This window comes from Cellulomonas chengniuliangii, from assembly GCF_024508335.1.
GTDB lineage: Bacteria > Actinomycetota > Actinomycetes > Actinomycetales > Cellulomonadaceae > Cellulomonas_A > Cellulomonas_A chengniuliangii.
This window is the reverse complement of the sequence record NZ_CP101988.1, coordinates 1,245,912-1,265,983: the sequence shown is the minus strand read 5'-3', so window position 1 is coordinate 1,265,983 and position 20,072 is coordinate 1,245,912. Positions and strand designations below refer to the sequence as shown.

16 protein-coding genes are annotated in these 20,072 nt (G+C 74.1%); 5 read left to right on the top strand and 11 right to left on the bottom strand.

Going from position 1 to position 20,072, the window contains the following annotated elements; genetic code table 11:
• Positions 1-206 precede the first annotated feature (206 nt).
• Positions 207-2,366: a putative bifunctional diguanylate cyclase/phosphodiesterase gene (locus NP064_RS05880; RefSeq protein ID WP_227568692.1), complete on the top strand. Its 2,160-nt coding sequence runs from the start codon at positions 207-209 to the stop codon at positions 2,364-2,366.
• Here the strand turns inward: NP064_RS05880 and NP064_RS05875 are convergent.
• From NP064_RS05875 to NP064_RS05865, 3 genes are read right to left on the bottom strand one after another with little or no spacing between them, the layout of a single operon-like run.
• Complete coding sequence (locus NP064_RS05875) at positions 2,350-3,189, bottom strand: transglutaminase family protein (RefSeq protein ID WP_227568691.1); 840 nt, start codon at positions 3,187-3,189, stop codon at positions 2,350-2,352. The two genes, NP064_RS05880 and NP064_RS05875, sit on opposite strands and share 17 nt — an antisense overlap.
• Entirely contained in the window at positions 3,186-4,115 is a 930-nt protein-coding gene (locus NP064_RS05870; protein WP_227568690.1) for an alpha-E domain-containing protein, read from the bottom strand. Before NP064_RS05870 ends, NP064_RS05875 begins: the two co-directional genes overlap by 4 nt.
• Positions 4,109-5,710, bottom strand: coding sequence for a circularly permuted type 2 ATP-grasp protein (locus tag NP064_RS05865; protein WP_227568689.1), 1,602 nt, complete (start codon positions 5,708-5,710; stop codon positions 4,109-4,111). The genes NP064_RS05870 and NP064_RS05865 overlap by 7 nt, the downstream gene beginning before the upstream one ends.
• 164 nt (positions 5,711-5,874) lie before the next feature.
• Here NP064_RS05865 and NP064_RS05860 point away from each other — a divergent pair, with 164 nt between their 5' ends.
• Both NP064_RS05860 and rpsT read left to right on the top strand, forming a co-directional pair.
• Positions 5,875-6,423: a type II toxin-antitoxin system PemK/MazF family toxin gene (locus tag NP064_RS05860; protein ID WP_227568688.1), complete on the top strand. Its 549-nt coding sequence runs from the start codon at positions 5,875-5,877 to the stop codon at positions 6,421-6,423.
• Between the two features lie 162 nt (positions 6,424-6,585).
• On the top strand, positions 6,586-6,846 hold the full coding sequence (gene rpsT / locus NP064_RS05855) for a 30S ribosomal protein S20 (RefSeq protein WP_227568687.1): 261 nt from the start codon (positions 6,586-6,588) through the stop codon (positions 6,844-6,846).
• Positions 6,847-6,921: 75 nt separating this feature from the next.
• On the opposite strand, the gene NP064_RS05850 is transcribed toward rpsT, so the two are convergent.
• Positions 6,922-8,247 (bottom strand): helix-turn-helix domain-containing protein, encoded by a 1,326-nt coding sequence (locus tag NP064_RS05850; protein ID WP_227568686.1) that lies wholly within the window; start codon positions 8,245-8,247, stop codon positions 6,922-6,924.
• A 134-nt stretch (positions 8,248-8,381) separates the two neighbouring features.
• Entirely contained in the window at positions 8,382-8,516 is a 135-nt protein-coding gene (locus NP064_RS05845; RefSeq protein ID WP_255623664.1) for a hypothetical protein, read from the bottom strand.
• A 224-nt stretch (positions 8,517-8,740) separates the two neighbouring features.
• On the opposite strand from NP064_RS05845, the gene NP064_RS05840 reads away from it, so the two are divergent.
• Complete coding sequence (locus NP064_RS05840) at positions 8,741-9,466, top strand: EAL domain-containing protein (RefSeq protein ID WP_227568685.1); 726 nt, start codon at positions 8,741-8,743, stop codon at positions 9,464-9,466.
• Positions 9,467-9,953: 487 nt separating this feature from the next.
• Here NP064_RS05840 and holA read toward each other — a convergent pair whose 3' ends face one another.
• The 6 genes from holA to NP064_RS05810 form a co-directional block, all read right to left on the bottom strand.
• The gene (gene holA / locus NP064_RS05835) at positions 9,954-10,889 is read right to left on the bottom strand and encodes a DNA polymerase III subunit delta (RefSeq protein WP_256813807.1); all 936 of its coding nucleotides are present in this window, start codon (positions 10,887-10,889) and stop codon (positions 9,954-9,956) included.
• Positions 10,810-12,528 (bottom strand): ComEC/Rec2 family competence protein, encoded by a 1,719-nt coding sequence (locus NP064_RS05830; RefSeq protein WP_227568684.1) that lies wholly within the window; start codon positions 12,526-12,528, stop codon positions 10,810-10,812. The genes holA and NP064_RS05830 overlap by 80 nt, the downstream gene beginning before the upstream one ends.
• A gap of 79 nt (positions 12,529-12,607) precedes the next feature.
• Positions 12,608-13,681 carry a ComEA family DNA-binding protein gene (locus tag NP064_RS05825; protein WP_227568683.1) on the bottom strand — a complete coding sequence of 358 codons (1,074 nt, stop codon included), beginning with the start codon at positions 13,679-13,681 and terminating at the stop codon, positions 12,608-12,610.
• A gap of 96 nt (positions 13,682-13,777) precedes the next feature.
• Positions 13,778-14,773, bottom strand: coding sequence for a DegV family protein (locus NP064_RS05820; RefSeq protein ID WP_227568727.1), 996 nt, complete (start codon positions 14,771-14,773; stop codon positions 13,778-13,780).
• The gene (gene leuS / locus NP064_RS05815) at positions 14,770-17,724 is read right to left on the bottom strand and encodes a leucine--tRNA ligase (RefSeq protein WP_372456348.1); all 2,955 of its coding nucleotides are present in this window, start codon (positions 17,722-17,724) and stop codon (positions 14,770-14,772) included. The genes NP064_RS05820 and leuS overlap by 4 nt, the downstream gene beginning before the upstream one ends.
• 52 nt (positions 17,725-17,776) lie before the next feature.
• Complete coding sequence (locus NP064_RS05810) at positions 17,777-18,790, bottom strand: fatty acid desaturase family protein (protein WP_227568725.1); 1,014 nt, start codon at positions 18,788-18,790, stop codon at positions 17,777-17,779.
• Positions 18,791-19,089: 299 nt separating this feature from the next.
• Between NP064_RS05810 and NP064_RS05805 the strand changes: the two genes are divergently transcribed.
• Entirely contained in the window at positions 19,090-20,058 is a 969-nt protein-coding gene (locus NP064_RS05805) for an ADP-ribosylglycohydrolase family protein (RefSeq protein ID WP_227568682.1), read from the top strand.
• The last annotated feature ends 14 nt before the right edge of the window (positions 20,059-20,072 follow it).

The window sequence follows — 20,072 nt, the reverse complement described above, 5'->3', positions numbered from 1 at the left end:
CACTGGGAATCGGGGACAAGACGTGTGCGCTCCGGGTTCGTGTGGGCAGGGGACGGCTGCCCCCATCGTCCCATGCGCGCGCGGCTGCCCGACCCGCCCGCTCCCGACGCCCGGTGCCGAACCGGTTCGATGACTTCGCAATCGGGCTTCATGTCTGCGGCAGAACGGCCGATACGAACCTGGTGACCCCTCAGGACGAGCATCCGGTGGCCCGAGACGCCCCCAGCTCCCCCCTCGCGGCCCGGCTGACGCTGACCTCCGACCTCGCCGACGTGCTGCCACAGGGAGTGCTCCTCGTCGGGGCCGACGGCGCGGTGCTGAGCGCCAACGCCGCGGCCCGCGACCTGCTCGGCGACGCCTCGACCGACCTCGGCGCCGTCGTCCTCGGGGAGCCCGACCTCGAGCCCTGGTCCCCTGATGGCGTGGCGATCTCCTGGGACGAGCTGCCTGCCGCCTCCGCCCTGCGCACCGGCGTCCCCGCGAGCGCCGTCGTCGGCCTCGGACGCGCCGAGGCCGACCCCTCCTGGCTCCGGGTCACCGCGACGCCGCTCGAGCAGCCCACGCAGGACGCCGCGCTCCTGGTGACGGTCGACGACGCCGGCCCGGAGGTCGTTCAGGCCCGCGCCCTCGCCATGCACGCCGACATGGTCCGGGTGACCTTCGAGGACGCGGCGATCGGGATGGCGCTCGTCGACCTCGACGGCCGGGTGATCCGCGCCAACGCCGCGCTCGCCCGCTCCTTCGTGATGACCCACGCCGAGCTGCTCAGCCGCCCGCTCGACGACCTGGCCCACCCCGAGGACCGCGAGCAGGGGCGGGCGGAGATCGCCCGGCTGCTGGAGGGCGCCGCCGGCGGGCCCACGTCCGCGACCATGGGCCGCCGCTTCATCACGGGCACCGGCACGCTGCTGCACACCCGCCTCACCGTCACCGTGGTGCGCGACCCCTCCGGGAAGCCGTTGCACCTGTGGCACCAGATCGAGGACGTCACCGAGATGCGCCGCGCGCAGGACCTGCTCGAGTGGCGCGCGCTGTACGACCACCTCACCGGGCTCGCCAACCGGCGCCTGCTGCTCGACAGGCTCGCGCACGCGCTGCAGCAGCACGCGCACGCGCCCGGCCACGTCGCGGTCGTCTTCGCGGACCTCGACGACTTCAAGCGGGTCAACGACTCGCTCGGCCACGACGCGGGCGACCTGCTGCTCCGGGTGGTCGCCGACCGGCTGCGCTCGGCCATCCGTCCCGGGGACACCGTGGCCCGGGTGGGCGGCGACGAGTTCGTCATCGTCTTCGAGAAGGTGACCTCCGCCGAGCATGCCGGCGAGCTGCTCGACGCGGTGCTCGCCGTGGTCCACGCGCCGGTCCATGTGGGCGGGCACGACGTGGTCCCGCGCCTCAGCGCCGGGCTGACCGTCAATGACGGCTCACGCGACGCCGAACGGGTGCTGCGCGACGCCGACACCGCCCTGTACGTGGCCAAGCAGTCCGGCCGCTCCCGCTGGGAGGTGTACCAGGACGAGTACCGGCGCGAGGCGCTCCACCGCATCTCCGTGGAGGCAGAGCTGCGCGGCGCCGTGCAGCGCGGAGACTTCGTGCTGCACTACCAGCCCATCGTCGACCTCTCCACCAGCGAGGTCATCGCGCACGAGGCCCTCGTGCGGTGGCAGCACCGCGAGCGCGGGCTGCTGCTCCCGGGCGAGTTCATCCAGGTGTGCGAGGACACCGACCTGATCGTCGGGCTTGGCGCCTGGGTCATCGAGGAGGCCGTGGCGTTCCTCGCCCGCCATCCCGAGCTCCCCGGCCGGGTGTACGTCAACGTCTCGCCGCGGCAGATCGGGCGCAGGGACGATGGCGGGAGCGGTTCTCGCGGGCTGGCCCAGACCGTCGCCGACGTCCTCGCGGCGACGGGGGTCTCCGGCGAGCGCCTGGGCATCGAGATCACCGAGAGCGGGGTGCTGCAGGCCACGGACCTGGCGCGCGCCGACCTGGACATGCTCACCGAGCTGGGCGTGGTGCTCGTCCTCGACGACTTCGGCACGGGGTACTCCGCTCTGTCGTCGGTGCTGTCCGCCCCCATCCGCGGGCTCAAGCTCGACCGCTCGTTCACGATGCGGCTCGGCGACAACGGCGCCTGCGACCGGATCAGCACCGCGATCGCGGCCCTGGTCGACTCGTTGTCGAGCCACGGGGTCGTCGAGGGGATCGAGACGGAGGACCAGCGCCAGCTGGCCCTCGCGCACGGCTGGACGCACGGGCAGGGGTGGCTGTTCGGCCATCCCGAGCCGGAGCACGCGCTGGACCTGACGTCGCCGGGCCACCCGCCGACCGTGCCCGGCACCCGCCGGGCACTCAGGACTCGCGTGTGATCCGCACCCGCACGTCCAGGTCCTGCGTGCTGGCGCCGGCGTAGATCCCCCGCAGCGGCGGCACGTCGTCGTACGAGCGCCCCCTCGCCAGCACCACGTGGTGCTGGCCCGCGCGGGTGCGGTTGGTCGGGTCGTAGGGGTGCCAGTCACCCGCCCACCACTCGATCCACGCGTGGGACTCCCCCACCAGGGTCTCGCCGACGGCGCCGTCCCCGCGGGGGTACAGGTAGCCCGAGACGTACCGCGCGGGCAGCCCGACGCTGCGCAGCGCCCCCGCCGCGAGGTGTGCCATGTCCTGGCACACGCCGCTCCGCGCCGCCCAGGCCTCGCTGGCCGGCGTGTGGGCGGACGTCGTGCCGGGCACGTACTCGACCTCCGACCGCAGCAGGTCGCAGATCGCCGCGGCCGCGTCGAGCGGCTCACGGCCGTGCCTGGCCCGGGCCGCGAGCTCGGCGACCTCGGCGGGCGCGGCCGTCGTCGTGGTGTCGGCGAGGAACTCGGCGAGCTGGTCCCGCAGCTCCGCGCTGGCCAGCGTGTCCCACGAGCACGGCGGGCGCGGCGCGGGCCGGTCCGTGACCTCGATGCGGTGCTCGGCCGTGAGCTGCAGCGACTCGTGCGGCACGAGCACCTCGAAGGCGGTCACCGCCGTCCCCCAGTAGTCGCGGTAGTCGTGGGACCAGGTCATGGGCGAGACGTCGAGCCGGGACTCCAGCACGGCCTGGCCCGGCTGCGACAGCGGCGTCATCCGCGCCTCGTTGTACGAGGCCGTGACCGGGGACGCGTAGTGGAACGACGTCGTGTGCACCACGTGCAGCCGGCTCACAGCGCCTCACCCACCCAGGTCGTCAGGTGGCCGGTCGGGAAGTACCGGCCACGGATCGCGTCGCTCGCCGCCGAGCAGGCGCGCTGCACGCGCTCCATCTCCATGGGCAGCCCGTCGAGCACCTCGAGCAGCGGGCGGTACTCCAGGCTGGTGCGCGCCAACCCCAGGTGCCGGCGCGCGTCCTCCACGGCCGAGCGGTCGGCCACCGGCTCGAGCGCCGCCAGGCAGGCCTCGGCCTGGCCGAGCGCGTGCACCACCGATCGGGGGAACAGCCTGTCGAGCAGCAGGAAGCCCGCGGCCCGCTCGTCGGAGGCGATGCCCCGGTAGGTGCGCAGGTACGCCTCGTGGGCGCCGCAGGAGCGCAGCAGCGTGGTCCACCCCGGGCCTGACGCCCCGGCCAGCGCGCGCGTGGTCAGCAGCCGGGCGGTCATGTCCGCGCGCTCGAGGGAGCGTCCCAGCACCATGAACTGCCAGGTGTCGTCCCGGGAGGTGACCGAGTCGACGAGCCCCGCCACGATTGCCGCGCGCTCCCGCACCCAGGTGAAGTAGTCGTGCGGCCGGCCGGGCCGCACCTGGGCCGGGAGCTGGTTCCAGGTGGTGTTGAGGCACTCCCACAGTTCCGTGGACACCGTCTCGCGCGCCCGGCGGGCGTTCTCCCGGGCCGCTGTCAGCGCCCCGGCGATCGAGGCGGGCGCGCGGCGGTCGTAGGCCAGCACGTCGAGCACCAGCTCGCGGCCGACCCGCACCTCGGCGGGGAAGTCGGTGCGGTCCATCACGGACAGCAGGGAGCGGCACGCCAGGTCCTCCTCGGACCACGGGTCCTCGAGCAGGTTCTGCAGGTGCACGTCCAGCAGCCGCGCGGTGTCGTCCGCGCGCTCGACGTACCGGCCGATCCAGAAGAGCGACTCGGCGATCCGGCTCAGCACGGCGCCTCCTGGGTGGCCGGGGGCGAGGCGAGGGCCTGCTGCTGCTGGCTCGCCTGCGCACGGAGGTCGTCGGTGGGGTTGGCGTCGATCGGCACCGGGGAGGACGCCTGCGCCTGCGGCGTGGCCGGCGCCGGGCGCTCGCTCGGCCTCCCGCGGCGGGCGGCCGCGTCGCCGAGCACCCAGGTGTCCTTCGACCCGCCGCCCTGGGAGCTGTTCACCACCAGCTGCCCCTCCGGCAGCGCGACCCGGGTGAGCCCGCCGGGCAGCACCCACACCTGCTCGCCGTCGTTCACCGCGAACGGGCGCAGGTCCACGTGCCGGGGGCGCAGGCTGTCGCCGACCAGGGTGGGCACTGTCGAGAGCTGCACCACCGGCTGCGCGATCCAGCCCCGGGGGTCCGCGATGAGCCGGGCGCGCAGCTCGTCGAGCTCGCGGCGGCTCGCCTGCGGGCCGACCACCAGGCCCTTGCCGCCCGAGCCGTCCACGGGCTTGACCACCAGCTCGTCAAGCCGGTCGAGCACCTCCTCGAGGGCGCCGGGCTCCTCGAGGCGCCAGGTGTCGACGTTCGCGAGCAGCGGCTCCTCGCCGAGGTGGTAGCGGATCAGGTCGGGCAGGTAGGTGTAGACCAGCTTGTCGTCGGCGACGCCGTTCCCCACGGCGTTCGCGATGGTCACCGTGCCTGCGCGCGCGCAGGTCATGAGGCCAGGGCTGCCGAGCAGGGAGTCGGAGCGGAACGCGACCGGGTCGAGGTAGTCGTCGTCGACCCGCCGGTACACGACGTCGACGCGCCGGCGCCCCTTCGTGGTCCGCATCCACACCCGCCCGCCCGCGCAGAACAGGTCGCGGCCCTCGACCAGCTCGACGCCCATCGTGCGCGCCAGCAACGAGTGCTCGAAGTACGCGCTGTTGTGCACGCCGGGCGTGAGGACCACGACCGTCGGGTCGTCCACCCCGGCCGGCGCCGCGGCCGTCAACGCCGAGAGCAGGCGCCGCGGGTAGTCCTGCACCGGGCGGATGCGCAGCGTCGCGAACAGCTCGGGGAAGGTCCGCGTCATGGCCCGGCGGTTGGACAGCACGTAGCTGACCCCGCTGGGCACGCGCACGTTGTCCTCGAGGACCCGGAACACGCCCGCCTCGTCGCGGATCAGGTCGATCCCGGAGACGTGCACGCGCACGCCGTTGGGCGGCTGTATCCCGCGGGCGGCGCGATGGAAGTGCGTCGAGGAGACGATCAGCCCTCGTGGGACCACGCCGTCGGCCACCGCCTTCTGCGGCCCGTAGACATCGGCGAGGAACGCCTCGAGCGCCCGGACCCGCTGGGCGACGCCGGGCGCCACCTGGTCCCACTCCTGGCTGGTGAGCACCCGGGGCGCGACGTCGAGCGGGAAGGGGCGCTCCTCCCCGGCGAGGTCGAACGTGACCCCCTCGGCGAGGTAGGAGCGGGCGAGCGCCTCGGCGCGGGCGCGCAGGTCCTCGGCCGAGAGCTGCGCCAGGGCCGAGTGCACGTTCCCGTAGGCGGGGCGCACCTCGCCGCCCCGGTCGAGCATCTCGTCCCAGGCGGGGCCGGCCGGGTAGTCGTCGAACAGGTCCGCCATGTCCGGAACCTACCGCGGTCAGATGTCGGGTGTGTGACATGGCGCACCCTGCGCCCCCGCTTCGCGCCTCCCGCTCCCCGATCGAGCCCTTCGCCGCGCGCCGCAGCCGCGACAGCGCGCGGGACTCCCCGCCCCGCGCGCGAGAGCCGCCGTAGGGTGTGCGGGTGGCCAGCGGACGGTGGGGACGGGCGATCCGCGCGGTGCTGCGTCGCGCCGACGCGAGCGTCCGCGCCAGGCCCGAGCGCGGACGCGCCGCGCAGCCCGCCGCACGCCAGCCCGCCCCGCGCCAGCCCGCCCCGCGCCAGCCCACCGCGACGGCGTGGACCGCGCCCGGCGACCACACCGGCCCGGTCCGCGCCGAGTACACCCCCCGGCTCGACGGCGACGCGGACCCCGGCGAGGTCGTCTGGACCTGGGTCGCGTACGAGGACGACCCCTCGCGCGGCAAGGACCGGCCTGTGCTCGTGATCGCCCGGGACGGGCGCTGGCTGCTGGGCCTCATGCTCACCAGCAAGGACCACGACCTGGACGCGGCCGACGAGGCCCGGCATGGACGCCGGTGGGTCGACATCGGGGCAGGGGCCTGGGACGCGCGGGGACGGCCCAGCGAGGTGCGGCTGGACCGCGTCCTGCGCATCGACCCCGCAGCGGTGCGGCGCGAGGGCGCCGTGCTGGACCGCGCCGTCTTCGACCGCGTGGTGCGCGCCTTGTGACGTGTGGTTCGACTGCTAGGATGGGCAGTCGCGTGTCCGCCCAGGTCGGCGGGCACTCGTCCAGTGCCTCTCCGCGGGTATCCCCACGCCCAAGTCCCGGTGCTGGACAAGCCCTCTACGACCTCATCGATCGCTCAGGCGAACACACCAGAAAGTCCTCACGTGGCGAACATCAAGTCTCAGATCAAGCGCATCGGCACCAACGAGAAGGCGCGCCTGCGTAACAAGGCCGTCAAGTCGGAGCTCAAGACGCACATCCGTCGCGTCCGCGAGGCCGTCGCCGGCGGCGACAAGGAGGCCGCCTCGGTCGCCCTCGTCTCCGCGTCGCGCAAGCTCGACAAGGCTGTCTCGAAGGGCGTGATCCACGCCAACCAGGCCGCCAACAAGAAGTCCGCGCTGGCGAAGGCGGTCTCGTCTCTCTGACGAGCCCCTAGGACCAACGAAGGCGTCACCCCCCCTGCGGGGTGACGCCTTCGCCATGTCCGGCGGTCGCTGGGCTCACACCCCCGCGTTCCACACCTCCCGCAGGACAGCTGGAACGGCGGGCCTGATGCCCGCCTCACGGAGCGCGCGGTCGAAGGCGTTGGCTGCACCCGCGACGTCCCCGTTGCCCATGAAGCGGTCGCCCAGCTCGCGCCAGGCCGCAGCCGATTTGCGGTTCGCGGACATCATGCCGAGCATGTCCGCGGCCCATCGGTACGCCCGCGTCGCCCCCGCGACGTCCTCCCGGGCGTAGAGCGCATCCCCCAGCGCGAGCTGGGCGACCGCGGTCTCGAGCCGCGGCTGGTCGCCCAGCCGCGCGATCGCGTCCCGGGCGCACGCCTCGGCGAGCACCGGGTCCTCGAGCAGGAGGTGCGCGCGCGATCGCTCGACGTCCACGCGGGAGAGCTCGATCTCGGAGCCCCCGGCGATCAGCTCGGGGATGGCCCGGTCGAGTTGGAGCAGCGCCTCGTGCGGCTCCGCGGGCTCGCTGCGGAGCAGCAGCCACGCGTAGTTCAGCCGGAGCCGCGGAAGGTCGCGACCACTCTCACCCTCGCCGAGCAGCGCGAGGGCCCGCTGGGTGTACCGCTGGGCGAGCTCGTAGTCGCGGCGGTGCTCGGCGACCACGGCGGCGTTCCAGTAGACGCTGCCCCTCCCTCGCGGGCTGCCGATCTCCTCGGCCTGCCGGATCAGCTCGGCGGCGCGGTGCGTGGCGTAGAGCAGGTCCCCGCGCTCGACGTAGGCCCAGAGGACCGTGGACGCGAGCCGCAGGTACTCGTCGGACCCGGTGAGCGCCGCCCCGTCGAGGTCGCGCAGCGTGCGCTCGCCGACTTCGACGGCACGGTGCAGGTCGCCGGCCTCCAGGTAGGACGCGACGAGCCCGGTGGCCACGACCGCGGCGTCCATGTGGTGCCCGCGGGCCCGGGCGTCGGCGAGCAGCGGCTCGAGGATCGCCACGGCCTCCTCGAGCTGGCCGAGCGACTCGTGGGCGCGCGCGAGGGTCAGCAGCCCGTCCACCCGGAGCGCCTGCGTGACGGTGGCGAGGTCGAGCCGCGAGAGCCGCGCCCTGGCAGCCGTCGGCTCGCCGGACGTGAGCTCGAGCTTGGCGTAGTCGATCTCGAGCTTGGTCCGCGCCTCGTTGGGGCCGTCGTCCCCATGCTTGAGATACTCGACCGTGGAGCCGAGCCTGGAGGCCAGGACGGCGAGCGCGGCGTCGGTGGGTTCTCGACGCCCGGCCTCGATCAGCGAGATGTAGCTCGGCGAGAACGCGTCCCCTGCGAGCGCGGTCTGCGAGAGTCCCGCGGCGAGCCTGGCCTGGCGCACGCGGTCAGCGATCGTGGTCATAGCGAGTCACTGTACCTGTGACGTCCGGGTCCGTCGGCCCTCTTCGAGGGATTGTTACTGGACCGGAACAGAAACGGGCGCCGACACGCGGTCGGCGCCCGTTTCTCGCGGTCGCGTCAGCGAGCCGCGCCAGGTCACTTCATGATGCGGCAGCATCCCGTGGCGCCGGAGGAGACCGTCACCTCGCCCGCGTGCGCGGCGACCGAGCCGCCGAGGGTCAGGACGGCGGCCACGGCGAAGACGGAAACGGCCTTCAGGGTGCGAGTCACGAGAGTTCTCCTGTCACAGTTGGCTGACTTGCTGTCAAACATATGATGACCGTCTGACCAGCATGAAGCCAGCGGCGGCGCGCGTCTGGGGTGAACTGCACCCCGATGAGGTGAGTCCCTCACACGCCGCCCGCCGAGGCGCTCGCCGCTTCCCGTCGGGCCCCGATCCCCGTCACGCGGAAGAGCGAGTGTCATAGGCGTCTGTATGTGCTGTCATAGTACGCATGACCGACGACACGCATCGCACCGCCCTCCTCGGCGCGGCAGTGGACGAGGCTGTCCCCGCGGGACTCCGCGACGAGTGGGAGCGCCACGTGGCCCGGGAGCAGGTGCTGGTCGGTCGGCAAGGGATCTTCACCACGCGGCTGCGGCCCTTCGGATACGAGTTCTCATTCCGCAGCCCCAACCCCGAGCACTCCGCGCGCGCGTGGACCGAGTTGCAGCACGAGCGGGCCACCGCGCACGTCCTCCGCGCCACGTTCGGGCGTGCCGACCTCGAGAAGGCGGCGCACGGCCGGTGGCTGTTCATCCGCATGCCGCGGGCCCATCTCGTCGGCGGGCTGCCGATCCCAGCACGCCCCGACCGGCTCGTCATCGAGGTCGCCGACCACGTCCACGTGGACTCGGAGGTTCTCGCCGGCATCCAAGGGCTGCGCGAACGCGGATACCGGATCGCCATCCCCGGGTTCGTCAGCAGGCCCGGGCAGCGAGAGCTGCTGCCGTACGCCGACTTCGTGAAGATCGACGTCCGCGACCTCGACATCGAGGGAAGGCCGGTGGTCGAGCTGGCCCGGTCCCACGGGGCGCTGCTCATCGCCGAGTTCGTCGAGCGGCGGTGGATGCTCAGTCACAGCCGCGACCTCGGCTTCGACTTCTTCCAGGGCAACCTCCTGGAGCAGGCCACCGTCCTCGACCGGTCGACGGCGCCATGGGGCAGCCACGCAGGTTGAGCCAACTGGGTGAACATCGCCCACGGCGCGTCACGCCCTCGTGTGACACACGTTCTCAGGATTGGTGACCCGATCGGACCTGGCGCCCAACGACACGCGCGGCCATCGGTCCCTCGCGCCCCTACGGGCGGCCGCCGCAGCGGCCGGCCCACCCTGCTCGGCAGCAGGCACATCGTCGCGCCCGACGGTGTCCCAGTCGGCTTCGAGTTCCTCTACCGCTTCCCCACGCAGCGTCCCCTGAGGTTCGACACGTGGACTCCCGAGCACCAAGATCGAGCCACCGCGATCGTGCTCGCGCAGGTCGTCGACGGCGGCGCCGAGCGGGTGGCCGACGGACGGCTCACGGTCGTGAATATCACCCGCTCGCATCTCGTGCTCCGACTACGTCAGATCGACTACCGCGACCGCGAGCCCTCCGGCGCCAGCCTCGTCGACCTCGCGCCTGTTCTCCGCCACATCGGTGCTGGACCGCACCACGGCGGCGCCGTCACCGCGATCCGGCTGACGCGATCCGCAGCACCGCGCGCTCGACGGCGAACTCGCGGTCACGCCCGGCGCCCTTGACCTCCGCGTCGGCCTGGGCGACCGCGGTGATGGCCTCTGCCAGTCCCTCGGGGGTCCACCGCTGAAGGTCCTTGAGCGCCCGGTCCACTTGCCACGGCGCCAGGCTCAGATCACGCACGGAGGCGCCACCGCGGCCACGCGTCGCCGCCACCTTCGCGAGGGTGCGCAGCTTCATGGCGAGAGCGGCCACGACGGGCACCGGGTCCACGCCGGTCGCGAGCGCATGGCGTAGGAGTGCCACCGCCTGACCCGCGTCGCCCTCGATCGCGGCATCGGCCACCCGGAACCCGGTCGCCTCGATCCGGCCGCCGTAGTACCGCTCGACGACCTCAGACCCGATCACCCCCGTCGTGTCCGCGACGAGCTGGGCGCACGCGGCGGCGAGCTCGCGCAGATCGGCGCCCACCGCGTCGACGAGCGCGCGCACCGCGCGGGGATCCGCCCGGCGCGAGGCGCGCCGCAGCTCCGCCGAGACGAACGCCGCCTTGTCGGAGTCCTTCTTGACCGGCTCGCAGACGACGACCGGCGCCCCCTGGGCGCGCACCGCGTCGAGCAGCTTCTTGCCGCGCTGGCCACCGCCGTGGCGAAGCACCAGGACGACGTCGGGGGCCGGCGAGGCGAGGTAGGCCAGGGCGTCCGTGAGCAGCTCGTCGGTGGCACGCTCGACGCCCTCCACGACCACCACGCGGTCCTCGTCGAACAGCGACGGGCTGGCGACGACCCCGAGCATGCCGGAGCCGTACAGGGCGCCGTCCAGCGTCGTGACCTCGACCCCGGGGTCACGCTCCCGCGCGAGGCCCACGAGCCGGTCCACGGCGCGCTCTGCGAGGAGCCCCTCGGCGCCGGCGACGAGCACCACGGGCGCGAGCTCGACCTCGTCCCAGGCGATCCCCGCCGGGGCCGCGCGTCCAGCGCCCCGGGAGCTCCGACTGGTCGAGCGAGGCGTGGGAGGCATGCCACAAGCCTGCCACGGACAACCCACCAGACGGGCCACCGGCACCCCTGTCGCCCCCGCCACCGCCGGCCGCGCCCGGGAGGTCGGAGCCGAGGGCGGCTTCCGAGTCGCGGGAGCCGAGGAGCAGCACGAGGGCTGCCGCGGTCGCCGCGGCCAGCAGCAGGGCGCCCGGCGCTCCCCCGACCCACGCCACCCTCGAGCCGGGCAGGCCTTCCGCCGTGCGGGCCACGGCGCCCACCCACCAGCACCCGGCGCCAGCCACCTGGGCGAGGATGGTCGCGCCCTGCGTCCATGCGGGCGCCAGGACCGCCGCACCGAGCCCGGCCACGGTGATCGGCGCGACGACCGGCGCCACGAGGAGGTTCGCCGCGACCGCGTAGGTGGACACCGACGGCGTGAGGAGCAGCACGACGGGCGCGCACGCGCTCTGCGCGGCGAACGGCGCCGCGACCGCGTGGGCTGCGGTGGTCCGGCCCGTCCTGGTCCACCGCGCCGCCAGCGGCCCGGCGAGCAGCACCAGGGCGGCCGTGGCCAGGACGGACAGCACGAACCCCACCTCGCGGGCCAGCCAGGGGTCGACCACGAGCAGCGCGACCACCGCAGCGGCGAGGGCGGGGAGCGCCCGCGCCGGGCGCCCGAGCAGCAACGCGCACAACCCCACCCCTCCCATCACCGCCGCTCGGAGCACGCTGGGGCTTGGCTCCACGAGCACGACGAAACCGGCCAGCACCGCGGCGGTGAGACCCGCCCTCGCCGGGCGCGGCAACCCGATGACCGCCGCGGCGCTCAGCACCGCCGCTCCGACCAGGGAGAAGTGCGCTCCCGACACCGCCGTGAGGTGGGTCAGACCGGAGGCCCTCATCGCGTCGGCCAGGTCCACGGGGAGCCGTGAGGTGTCCCCCACCGCCATGCCGGGAAGCAGGGCGCCCGCGTCCCCGGGGAGCCCGGCGGCGAGGGCGGCGAGCCCGCCGCGCACCCGAGCGGTGGCGGTGAGCAGCGCCGACGCGTCCGACACCACGGTGGGCGGCCCGGGTGCGATGAGCACCGCGGCCTCCCGCCCGGTGGCGTCCGATGGCAGGAGCCGCCCAGCGGCCCGCACGCTGACGCCCGCCGGCAGGGCGTCCCACCCTGGCCCGCCCAGCACCGCGAGCTGGGCGGCGGACCGGGACCGCACCCCGCGAACCTCGACCGACTCGATGTGGAGCATCGTGCGGAAGCGCGGCTCGGCGCCGCGCCACCGGCTGGCCGTGGCGATCGGCGCGGTGCGCACCGTGCCCACGACAACCACCGTGGCCTGGTCGATCGCGAGCGCCGCCAGGCCGCTCGCCTGCCGTGCGTGCAGCTGGGAGGCCGCCGCGCCGAGCACCACCGCCACAGCGACCGCGGCGAGGAACACCGACCCTGCGACGCGGGCGTGTCGCTCCCTCTCGACGCGTCCGCGGCCGCCCCGGCTGCCACCGGCGCCGGCGACCGCCCACGCCAGGACCAGCACCGCGGCGGCGCTCGCCGCCCCGGCGGCCAGAGCAGCGGTCCCAGCCGGCATCAGCACCGCCACGGTCGCAGCGGCCCATGCGGCTCCCGCGGCGGGAACGAGCCTGAGGTCGACGGGCGCGCGCACCCGGTCAGACCCGCACGAGCGCCCGCAGGCGGCCGAGCAGCGTCGGGCCGATGCCGGACACCTCGCCCAGCTCGTCGACGCTCGTGAATCGGCCGTTCTCCTGGCGCCAGGTGACGATGCGCTCGGCGAGCACAGGCCCGATCCCAGGCAGGGCGTCCAGGGCGGCGGAGTCAGCCGTGTTCACGTCGACCAGCGCGCTAGCGGGGCCGGGCCCGCCGCCACCGCCCTGCGCGGCGCCCAGGGGGGCGGGGACCTCCTGCCCTGGCAGCGGCACAAGCACCTGCTCGCCGTCGACGAGGTGTCGCGCGAGGTTCACGGCGGCCAGGTCGGCGGCGCTCGTGGCACCGCCAGCGGCCGTCAGCGCGTCGGCGACTCGCGCGCCGGCAGGCAGCTCGACGAGCCCTGGCGCGAGCACCTCCCCGACCACGTGCACCACCACGGAGGAGCCGCCCTCCTCAGGCGCCGCACCGGTCCTCGCTGCGGCGCCGCCGCCGGGCACGCCGCCCGGGGACGGCGAGTCGTCGCCCGCGACGGCTGTCGAGGAGCGAGCGCCGGAATCCGCGCCGGCGTCCTGGGCGCCACTCCGACCCGGGGCCGCGGCCTCGGGCAGCTCCGCGGCGAACTCTGCGCCTCCCGACGCGGACAGCGCCCGGACCGCCACCCCTCCTCCCAGCAGCGCGAGGGCGACCGAGGCGGTGACGGCGAGCCGGAGCGAGACCGCCCACCGCCGTCGCGGGCGGTCGCGGGCGACATGGTCGAGGGGCGTCCCGTGCGCGTCGGCGTACAGCTCGCCCACCCTCGCCAGGGCGCCTTGCCGCCACCGCGCGGCGACGTCCGAGGCATCCTCGAGGAGCCACGACCCGTCCTCGGGGTCCTCGGAGCGCTCGGCGCCCGGCCACGCAGGCGCCTCGCCCTGAGCGGCGCGGACAGGCCTGGCAGGCGCGTCGAGGGCGGCCTCCGCGGCCAGCGGCCTGCCGCGTGGCGTCCAGGCCGGCGCTCCGGGTTCGCGGCTGCCGTCGGTCGGCTCGGTCATGCCGACGAGCCGGGCACGGGCGGCGTTGTCAGCAGGAGCAGTCATGCCGGCACGGTAGGCGCCGCGGCCCGGGTGGTGGCGCGGTCCTGGCCAGCGCAGTCGATGAGGGCTCCAACCCCAGGGCTGGGGGTGGCGCGCGAGTCAGGAGTCGGCGACGACCACGGCGAGCAGGCCAGGGCCGACGTGCGCTCCGATGACGGCGCTCACCTCGCAGACCTCGACGGCTCCCACGAGGTCGCCGAGCCAGGCCTCGAGCTGGTGCGCCATCTCGGCCGCCACGTCGGGCTGGCCCAGGTGGTGGACGGCGACGCGCGCCCCACCCCGGCGCCGGACCTCGGCAACCGCGACCGCCTCGAGCCTGTCGCGGGCCGCCCGCCGGGTGCGGACCTTCTCCGCGACGTCGATGCGCCCGTCGCGGAGCGTGAGGATCGGTCGCAGCCCCAGCACCGTGCCCAGTGCGGCCGCGGTGGCGCTGAGCCGGCCGCCGCGACGCAGGTGCTCGAGCGAGTCGACCAGGAACCAGGCACTGGCCTGCGAGCCCACCTGCCGGGCGCGCTGCGCCACCTCGACGGCGTCCACGTCCGCCTCAGCCCGCTGTCTGCGCCCCACCATCTCGCGCAGCCGGCGCGCCCGGCTGCCGTCGACGGGATCGCCGGACGTGGACGCCGCCACCTCGCCGGGCTGCAGCCCGCGCACGGCCTGGGCGGCGGACAGCACGGCGAAGCCCAGCCCCATCACCACCGAGCGGGAGTCGACGACGTGCACCGGGATGGGCGCCGCCAGGGCTGCCACTTGCGCCGAGCGCACGGTGCCGGAGAGGTCGCCCGAGAGGTGCATCGAGACGATCTCGCGGGCGCCTGCCGCCGCCAGGCGCGCGTACACGTCTGCGAACGCCGCGGGAGCGGGCTGCGAGGTCGTCACCCGCGCGCCGGACTCGAGGGCCGCGGCCAGGTCGGCCGAGGCCAGGTCCACGCCTTCCCGGCGCCGCTCGCCGCCGATCACCACGTCGAGCGGCACCACGACCACGCCCCACTGCTCCGCGACCCGGGGGGGCAGCGACGCGGTGGAGTCGGTGACGAGCGCGACGTGCGGGCGGCCGTGCCGGCCGGGGCGGCGGGCGTCGCGGTGCGGGCTCAGGCCGGCACCACGTTGACGAGCTTCGGCGCGCGCACGATGACCGTGCGGACGCCCCGGCCGTCGAGGGCCCGCTGCACGCCCGGATCGGCCAGGGCGATCTCCCGCAGCGCGTCCTCGGTGACGTCGGCCGGCACCTCGGCGCGGCCGCGCACCTTGCCCTGCACCTGCAGCACGCACGTGACCGTGTCCTCGACCAGGTACGCCTCGTCGGCGACCGGGAACGGCTCGTCGGCGAGGGACTCGGGATGGCCCAGCCGCGACCACAGCTCCTCCGCCAGGTGCGGCGCCACGGGAGCCGTCATCAGCACCAACGGCTCGAGGGCGGCGCGCGGCGTGCGCGGCAGCGTGGTCAGGTGGTTGTTGAGCACGATGAGCTTCGCGATAGCGGTGTTGAGGCGCATGGCCTCCATGTCCGCCTGGACGTCCGCGATCGTGCGGTGCAGCACCCGCAGCGTCTCCTCGGAGGGGGCCTCGTCGGTCACCGCGAGCTCGCCCGTGGACTCGTCGATCGCGTTCCGCCACAGCCGCTGCAGGAACCGCTGGGCGCCGACCACCGCGCGGGTCTCCCACGGGCGGGACAGGTCGAGCGGTCCCATCGACATCTCGTAGACGCGGAGCGTGTCGGCGCCGTACTCCGCGTACAGCTCGTCAGGCGTGACCGCGTTCTTCAGCGACTTGCCCATCTTCCCGTACTCGCGGAAGACCTCCTCGCCGTTCCAGGAGTACCCGCTCGGGACCGACTCGTCCGCCACGACCTCGGCGGCCGGGACGTAGACCTCACGCGCGTCCGTGAAGGCGTCAGCCTGGATGTACCCCTGGTTGAACAGCGTGCGGAACGGCTCGACGCTGCTCACGTGGCCCAGGTCGTAGAGGACCTTGTGCCAGAACCGGGCGTAGAGCAGGTGCAGCACGGCGTGCTCGACGCCGCCGACGTACAGGTCGACGCCGCCCGCCCCGTGCGTGTCGGCGGGGTTGTGGCCAGGGCCCATCCAGTACGACTCGAGCGCGGGGTCGACGACCTGGTCACGGCTCTGGGAGTCGAGGTAGTGCAGGTAGTACCAGCAGGACCCGGCCCAGTTGGGCATGGTGTTGGTGTCGCGGCGATATGTCTTGGGCCCGTCGCCGAGGTCCAGGGTCACGTTGACCCAGTCCTCGTTGCGGCCCAGCGGCGCCTCGGGCGAGGAGTCGGCGTCCTCAGGGGCGAAGGTGCGCGGCGAGTAGTCGGGCACCTCGGGCAGGTCGACCGGCAGCGCGGAGTCGGGCAGCGCGATCGGCAGGTCGTTCTCGTCGTAGACGATCGGGAACGGCTCGCCCCAGTAGCGCTGGCGGCTGAACAGCCAGTCGCGCAGCCGGTAGGTGACCGTGCCGGTGCCGAGCCCCTTGGCCTCGAGCCACTCGGTCATGGCCCGCTTCGCGTCGACGACGCCCAGCCCGTCCAGGCTGATCTCGTCGTTCGCCGAGTTGATCGCCACGCCGTCGCCGACGTACGCGTCGCCCTCGAAGCCCTCGGGCGGCTGCACGGTGCGGATGATCGGCAGCTCGAACCGGGTCGCGAACTCCCAGTCGCGCACGTCCTGCGCCGGGACGGCCATGATCGCGCCGGTGCCGTAGCCCGCCAGGACGTAGTCGGCGATGAACACCGGGACGGTCGCCCCGTTGACCGGGTTGGTGGCGTGGATGCCGGTGAAGACGCCCGTCTTCTCCCGGCCCTCGCTCTGCCGCTCGATCTCGGTCTTCGCCGCCGCCTGGGCGCGGTACGCCTCGACGGCCTCGGCGGGGGTGGCGTGCCCACCGGTCCAGGCGTCCTTCGTCCCCTCGGGCCAGGCCGCCGGGACCAGGGTGTCGATCAGGGCGTGCTCGGGGGCCAGCACCATGAACGTGGCCCCGAACAGGGTGTCGGGCCGGGTGGTGAAGACCTCGATCTCGGCCACCGAGGCGTCGCTGCCCGGGCGCGCGACCGGGAACCGCACCTGGGCGCCCTCGGAGCGGCCGATCCAGTTCCGCTGCATCGCGGTGACCTTGTGCGGCCAGTCGATCAGGTCCAGGTCGTCGGCCAGGCGGTCGGCGTACGCCGTGATGCGCATGTTCCACTGCCGCAGCGTGCGCTTGAACACCGGGAAGTTGCCACGCTCGGAGCGTCCCTCGGAGGTGACCTCCTCGTTGGCCAGCACGGTGCCCAGGCCCGGGCACCAGTTGACTGGCGTCTCGGAGACGTAGGCCAGGCGCTGCTGGTCGATCACGCGACGACGGGCGACGTCGTCCAGGTCGGCCCAGGCCACCCCGGCGGGCACGCCCTCGACGCCCTCGGGCACCGCGCGCTCCCCCGTGGCGTACTCCTCGACCAGCTCGCTGACGGGCCGGGCGCGCCCGCGGCCGCCGTCCGGGCGGATCGCGTCGGCGTCGTACCAGGACTCGAAGATCTGCAAGAAGATCCACTGGGTCCAGCGCACGTAGTCCGGGTCGATCGTGGCGAAGGTGCGCCGCGAGTCGTATCCCGTGCCCAGGCGGCGCAGCTGGCGCGCCATGATCTCGATGTTGGCCTCGGTGGTGATCCGCGGGTGCGTGCCGGTCTGCACCGCGAACTGCTCGGCCGGCAGCCCGAACGCGTCGTAGCCGAGGGCGTGCAGCACGTTGTCGCCGAGCATCTTGCGGTACCGCGCGACCACGTCGGTGGCGATGTACCCGAGCGGGTGGCCGACGTGCAGGCCCGCGCCCGAGGGGTACGGGAACATGTCCATCACGAAGTACGGCCGCGCCTGGGGGTCGGCGTGCCGGCCCTTGCCGTCGGTGAGCGGGCCGGACGGGTTCGCGGCGAAGAACGTGCCGCGCTCCTCCCACCGGTCCTGCCAGCGGAGCTCGATCTGCTCCGCCATCGCGGCGTCGTAGCGGAAGGGCACGTCGTTGCCAGCGCCGGAACCGACGGTGGGCTGGGAGGGAGCCTGCGAAGTCACCCCGCGAGTTTAGCCCCGCTGGCCTCGACGGCCGCCCTCCCAGCGGCGATGCTCAGCGGACCGAGCGGAACTCCGCGGTGAGCGGGCACTGGAACGGGTCGCGAGCGGCGAGGCCCACCTCGTTGAGGTACCGCACGACGATCCGGTACGAGTTGATCAGTGTCGTCTCGGTGTAGGTGATGTCGCGCGCCGCGCAGAACTCGCGCACGATCGGCTGCACCTTGCGCAGCGAGGGCCGCGGCATGCTGGGGAACAGGTGGTGCTCGATCTGGTAGTTGAGCCCGCCCATGAACAGGTCGGTGAGGCGCCCGCCCTTGATGTTGCGGCTCAGCAGCACCTGGCGGCGCAGGAAGTCGATCTTCATCGAGGCCGGGATGATCGGCATGCCCTTGTGGTTGGGCGCGAAGCTGGCGCCCATGTACAGCCCGAACAGCCCGAGCTGGACGCCCAGGAACGCGAAGCCCATGCCGACCGGCAGCACCCAGAACACCAGGGCGACGTAGCCGACCAGCCGGAACGTCACGAACGCGATCTCGACCGGGCGGCGCTTGACCGGGCCGCGGCCGAAGATCGTCTTGACCCCGGAGATGTGCAGGTTGAGGCCTTCGAGGAGCAGCAGCGGGAAGAACAGCCACCCCTGCCGCTTGGCGAACCACGCGGCGGCGCCGGTGCGCGCCTTCGGCAGGTCCTCGGTGGTGAACACGAGCACGCCCGAGCCGATATCCGGGTCGGCGTCGACCGTGTTGGGCTTCGCGTGGTGACGGCTGTGCTTGTGGCTCCACCAGCCGTACGACATGCCGGCGTACAGGTTGGCGACCACGAGGCTCGCCCAGTCGTTCCACCGGCCCGAGACGAAGATCTGGCGGTGCGCGGCGTCGTGCCCCAGGAACATGACCTGCCCCAGCAGCACGGCGAGCACGGCGGCCACGACCAGCTGCCACCACGACTGCCCGATGAGCACGAACGCCGTGACCGTGCCGCCCAGCAGCAGGGTGAGCACCGCGAAACGCGTCCAGTAGTAGCCGTACCGTCGGCGCATCAGCCCGGACTCCTGCACGGTGCGCATCAGGTCCGTGAACTCGCTGACCTGGCGCTCGCGCGGCGAGCCGGCGGCGGTGTCGGGGCGGGGGGCCTTCTCAAGGCCGTCATCGGTCAAGGTTTCTGCCACGTGGGGACCCGTCTACGTCGGCGGGGACGGAACGCGGAGGGCGGCCCGTCCTGTCGGTTCCGCCCACACTAGCGGCCTCTGGGCGATCCGGCGTGAAGGTTCCGTGGAGTGTGGCCGACCGGGGCGCGGCACGCCCGGGAGGGGCGGGGCCGCGCCTGTGGCAGCATGCCGGCACCCGACCAGTGGAGGCCTCCGCGATGCCCGTTCTCACCGCCGTCCAGCAGGACCGTGCCGCTGGCGTCTTGATGGCCATGGCCTGCGGTGACGCGCTGGGCGCGCCGCACGAGTTCGGGCCGCCGCTGCCGCGCTCGACCGAGCTGTCGATGTGCGGCGGTGGCCCGTTCGACTGGGCGCCGGGCGAGTGGACGGACGACACGCAGATGGCCGCCGTGCTGGTCGACGCGGCCGAGCGCGCCCACGCGGGCGGACGGCGCCTGCTCGACGAGATGGACGCCGTCGCCCGCGGCTGGGCGGAGTGGTCCACGACCGCCGCCGACGTCGGGGCCCAGACCGCGGCCGTCCTGGCCGCCGCCGCGGCGGCGGGTCCGGTGACAGCGGCGTCGGCTCGTGCGAGCGCCGCGGACCTGCACGCGCGCACGTCGCGCACGGGCGGCAACGGCTCCTTGATGCGCACCGCGCCCGTGGCGCTGGCCTACCTGCACGACAGGTCGGCGCGAGCCGAGGCGGCTCGCGCCATCAGCGAGCTCACGCACGCCGACGGCGACGCGGGGGACGCCTGCGTCCTGTGGTGCGCCGCGATCGCGCACGCCGTGATCACCGGGTCGGCCGACGCCTCTGTGGGCCTGGACGACCTCCCCCCGCGCAGCCGCGACCTCTGGCGGGACCGGTTGGCGGTCGCCGAGTCCGCGCGGTGCGCCGACTTCACGCAGAACGGCTGGGTCGTCGAGGCGCTGCAGTCCGCGTGGTGCGCGATCTCCACGACCCCTGTGCCGAGCGCCGAGCCGAGCGCGCACCTGCGGGCCGCGCTCGAGACGGCGGTGCGCGGCGGCCGCGACACCGACACGGTCGCGGCGATCGCCGGCGCCCTGCTCGGCGCCAAGTGGGGGGCGTCCGCCATCCCCGGGGAGTGGGCGGCCGTGGTGCACGGTTGGCCGGGCACGGATGTGGCGACGCTGGGCGCGCGGGGGGCGGGCCTGGCGGCCTGACCGCTCGTGCGAGC

What these genes read in the sequence shown, in the direction of transcription:
- NP064_RS05865 (WP_227568689.1), bottom strand. Translation starts at nt 5,710, where the DNA reads ATGGCGGACCTGTTCGACGACTACCCGGCCGGCCCCGCCTGGGACGAG.
- NP064_RS05850 (WP_227568686.1), bottom strand. Translation starts at nt 8,247, where the DNA reads ATGACCACGATCGCTGACCGCGTGCGCCAGGCCAGGCTCGCCGCGGGA.
- NP064_RS05840 (WP_227568685.1), top strand. Translation starts at nt 8,741, where the DNA reads ATGACCGACGACACGCATCGCACCGCCCTCCTCGGCGCGGCAGTGGAC.
- NP064_RS05830 (WP_227568684.1), bottom strand. Translation starts at nt 12,528, where the DNA reads ATGCCGGCTGGGACCGCTGCTCTGGCCGCCGGGGCGGCGAGCGCCGCC.
- NP064_RS05825 (WP_227568683.1), bottom strand. Translation starts at nt 13,681, where the DNA reads ATGACTGCTCCTGCTGACAACGCCGCCCGTGCCCGGCTCGTCGGCATG.
- NP064_RS05810 (WP_227568725.1), bottom strand. Translation starts at nt 18,790, where the DNA reads ATGCGCACCGTGCAGGAGTCCGGGCTGATGCGCCGACGGTACGGCTAC.
- NP064_RS05805 (WP_227568682.1), top strand. Translation starts at nt 19,090, where the DNA reads ATGCCCGTTCTCACCGCCGTCCAGCAGGACCGTGCCGCTGGCGTCTTG.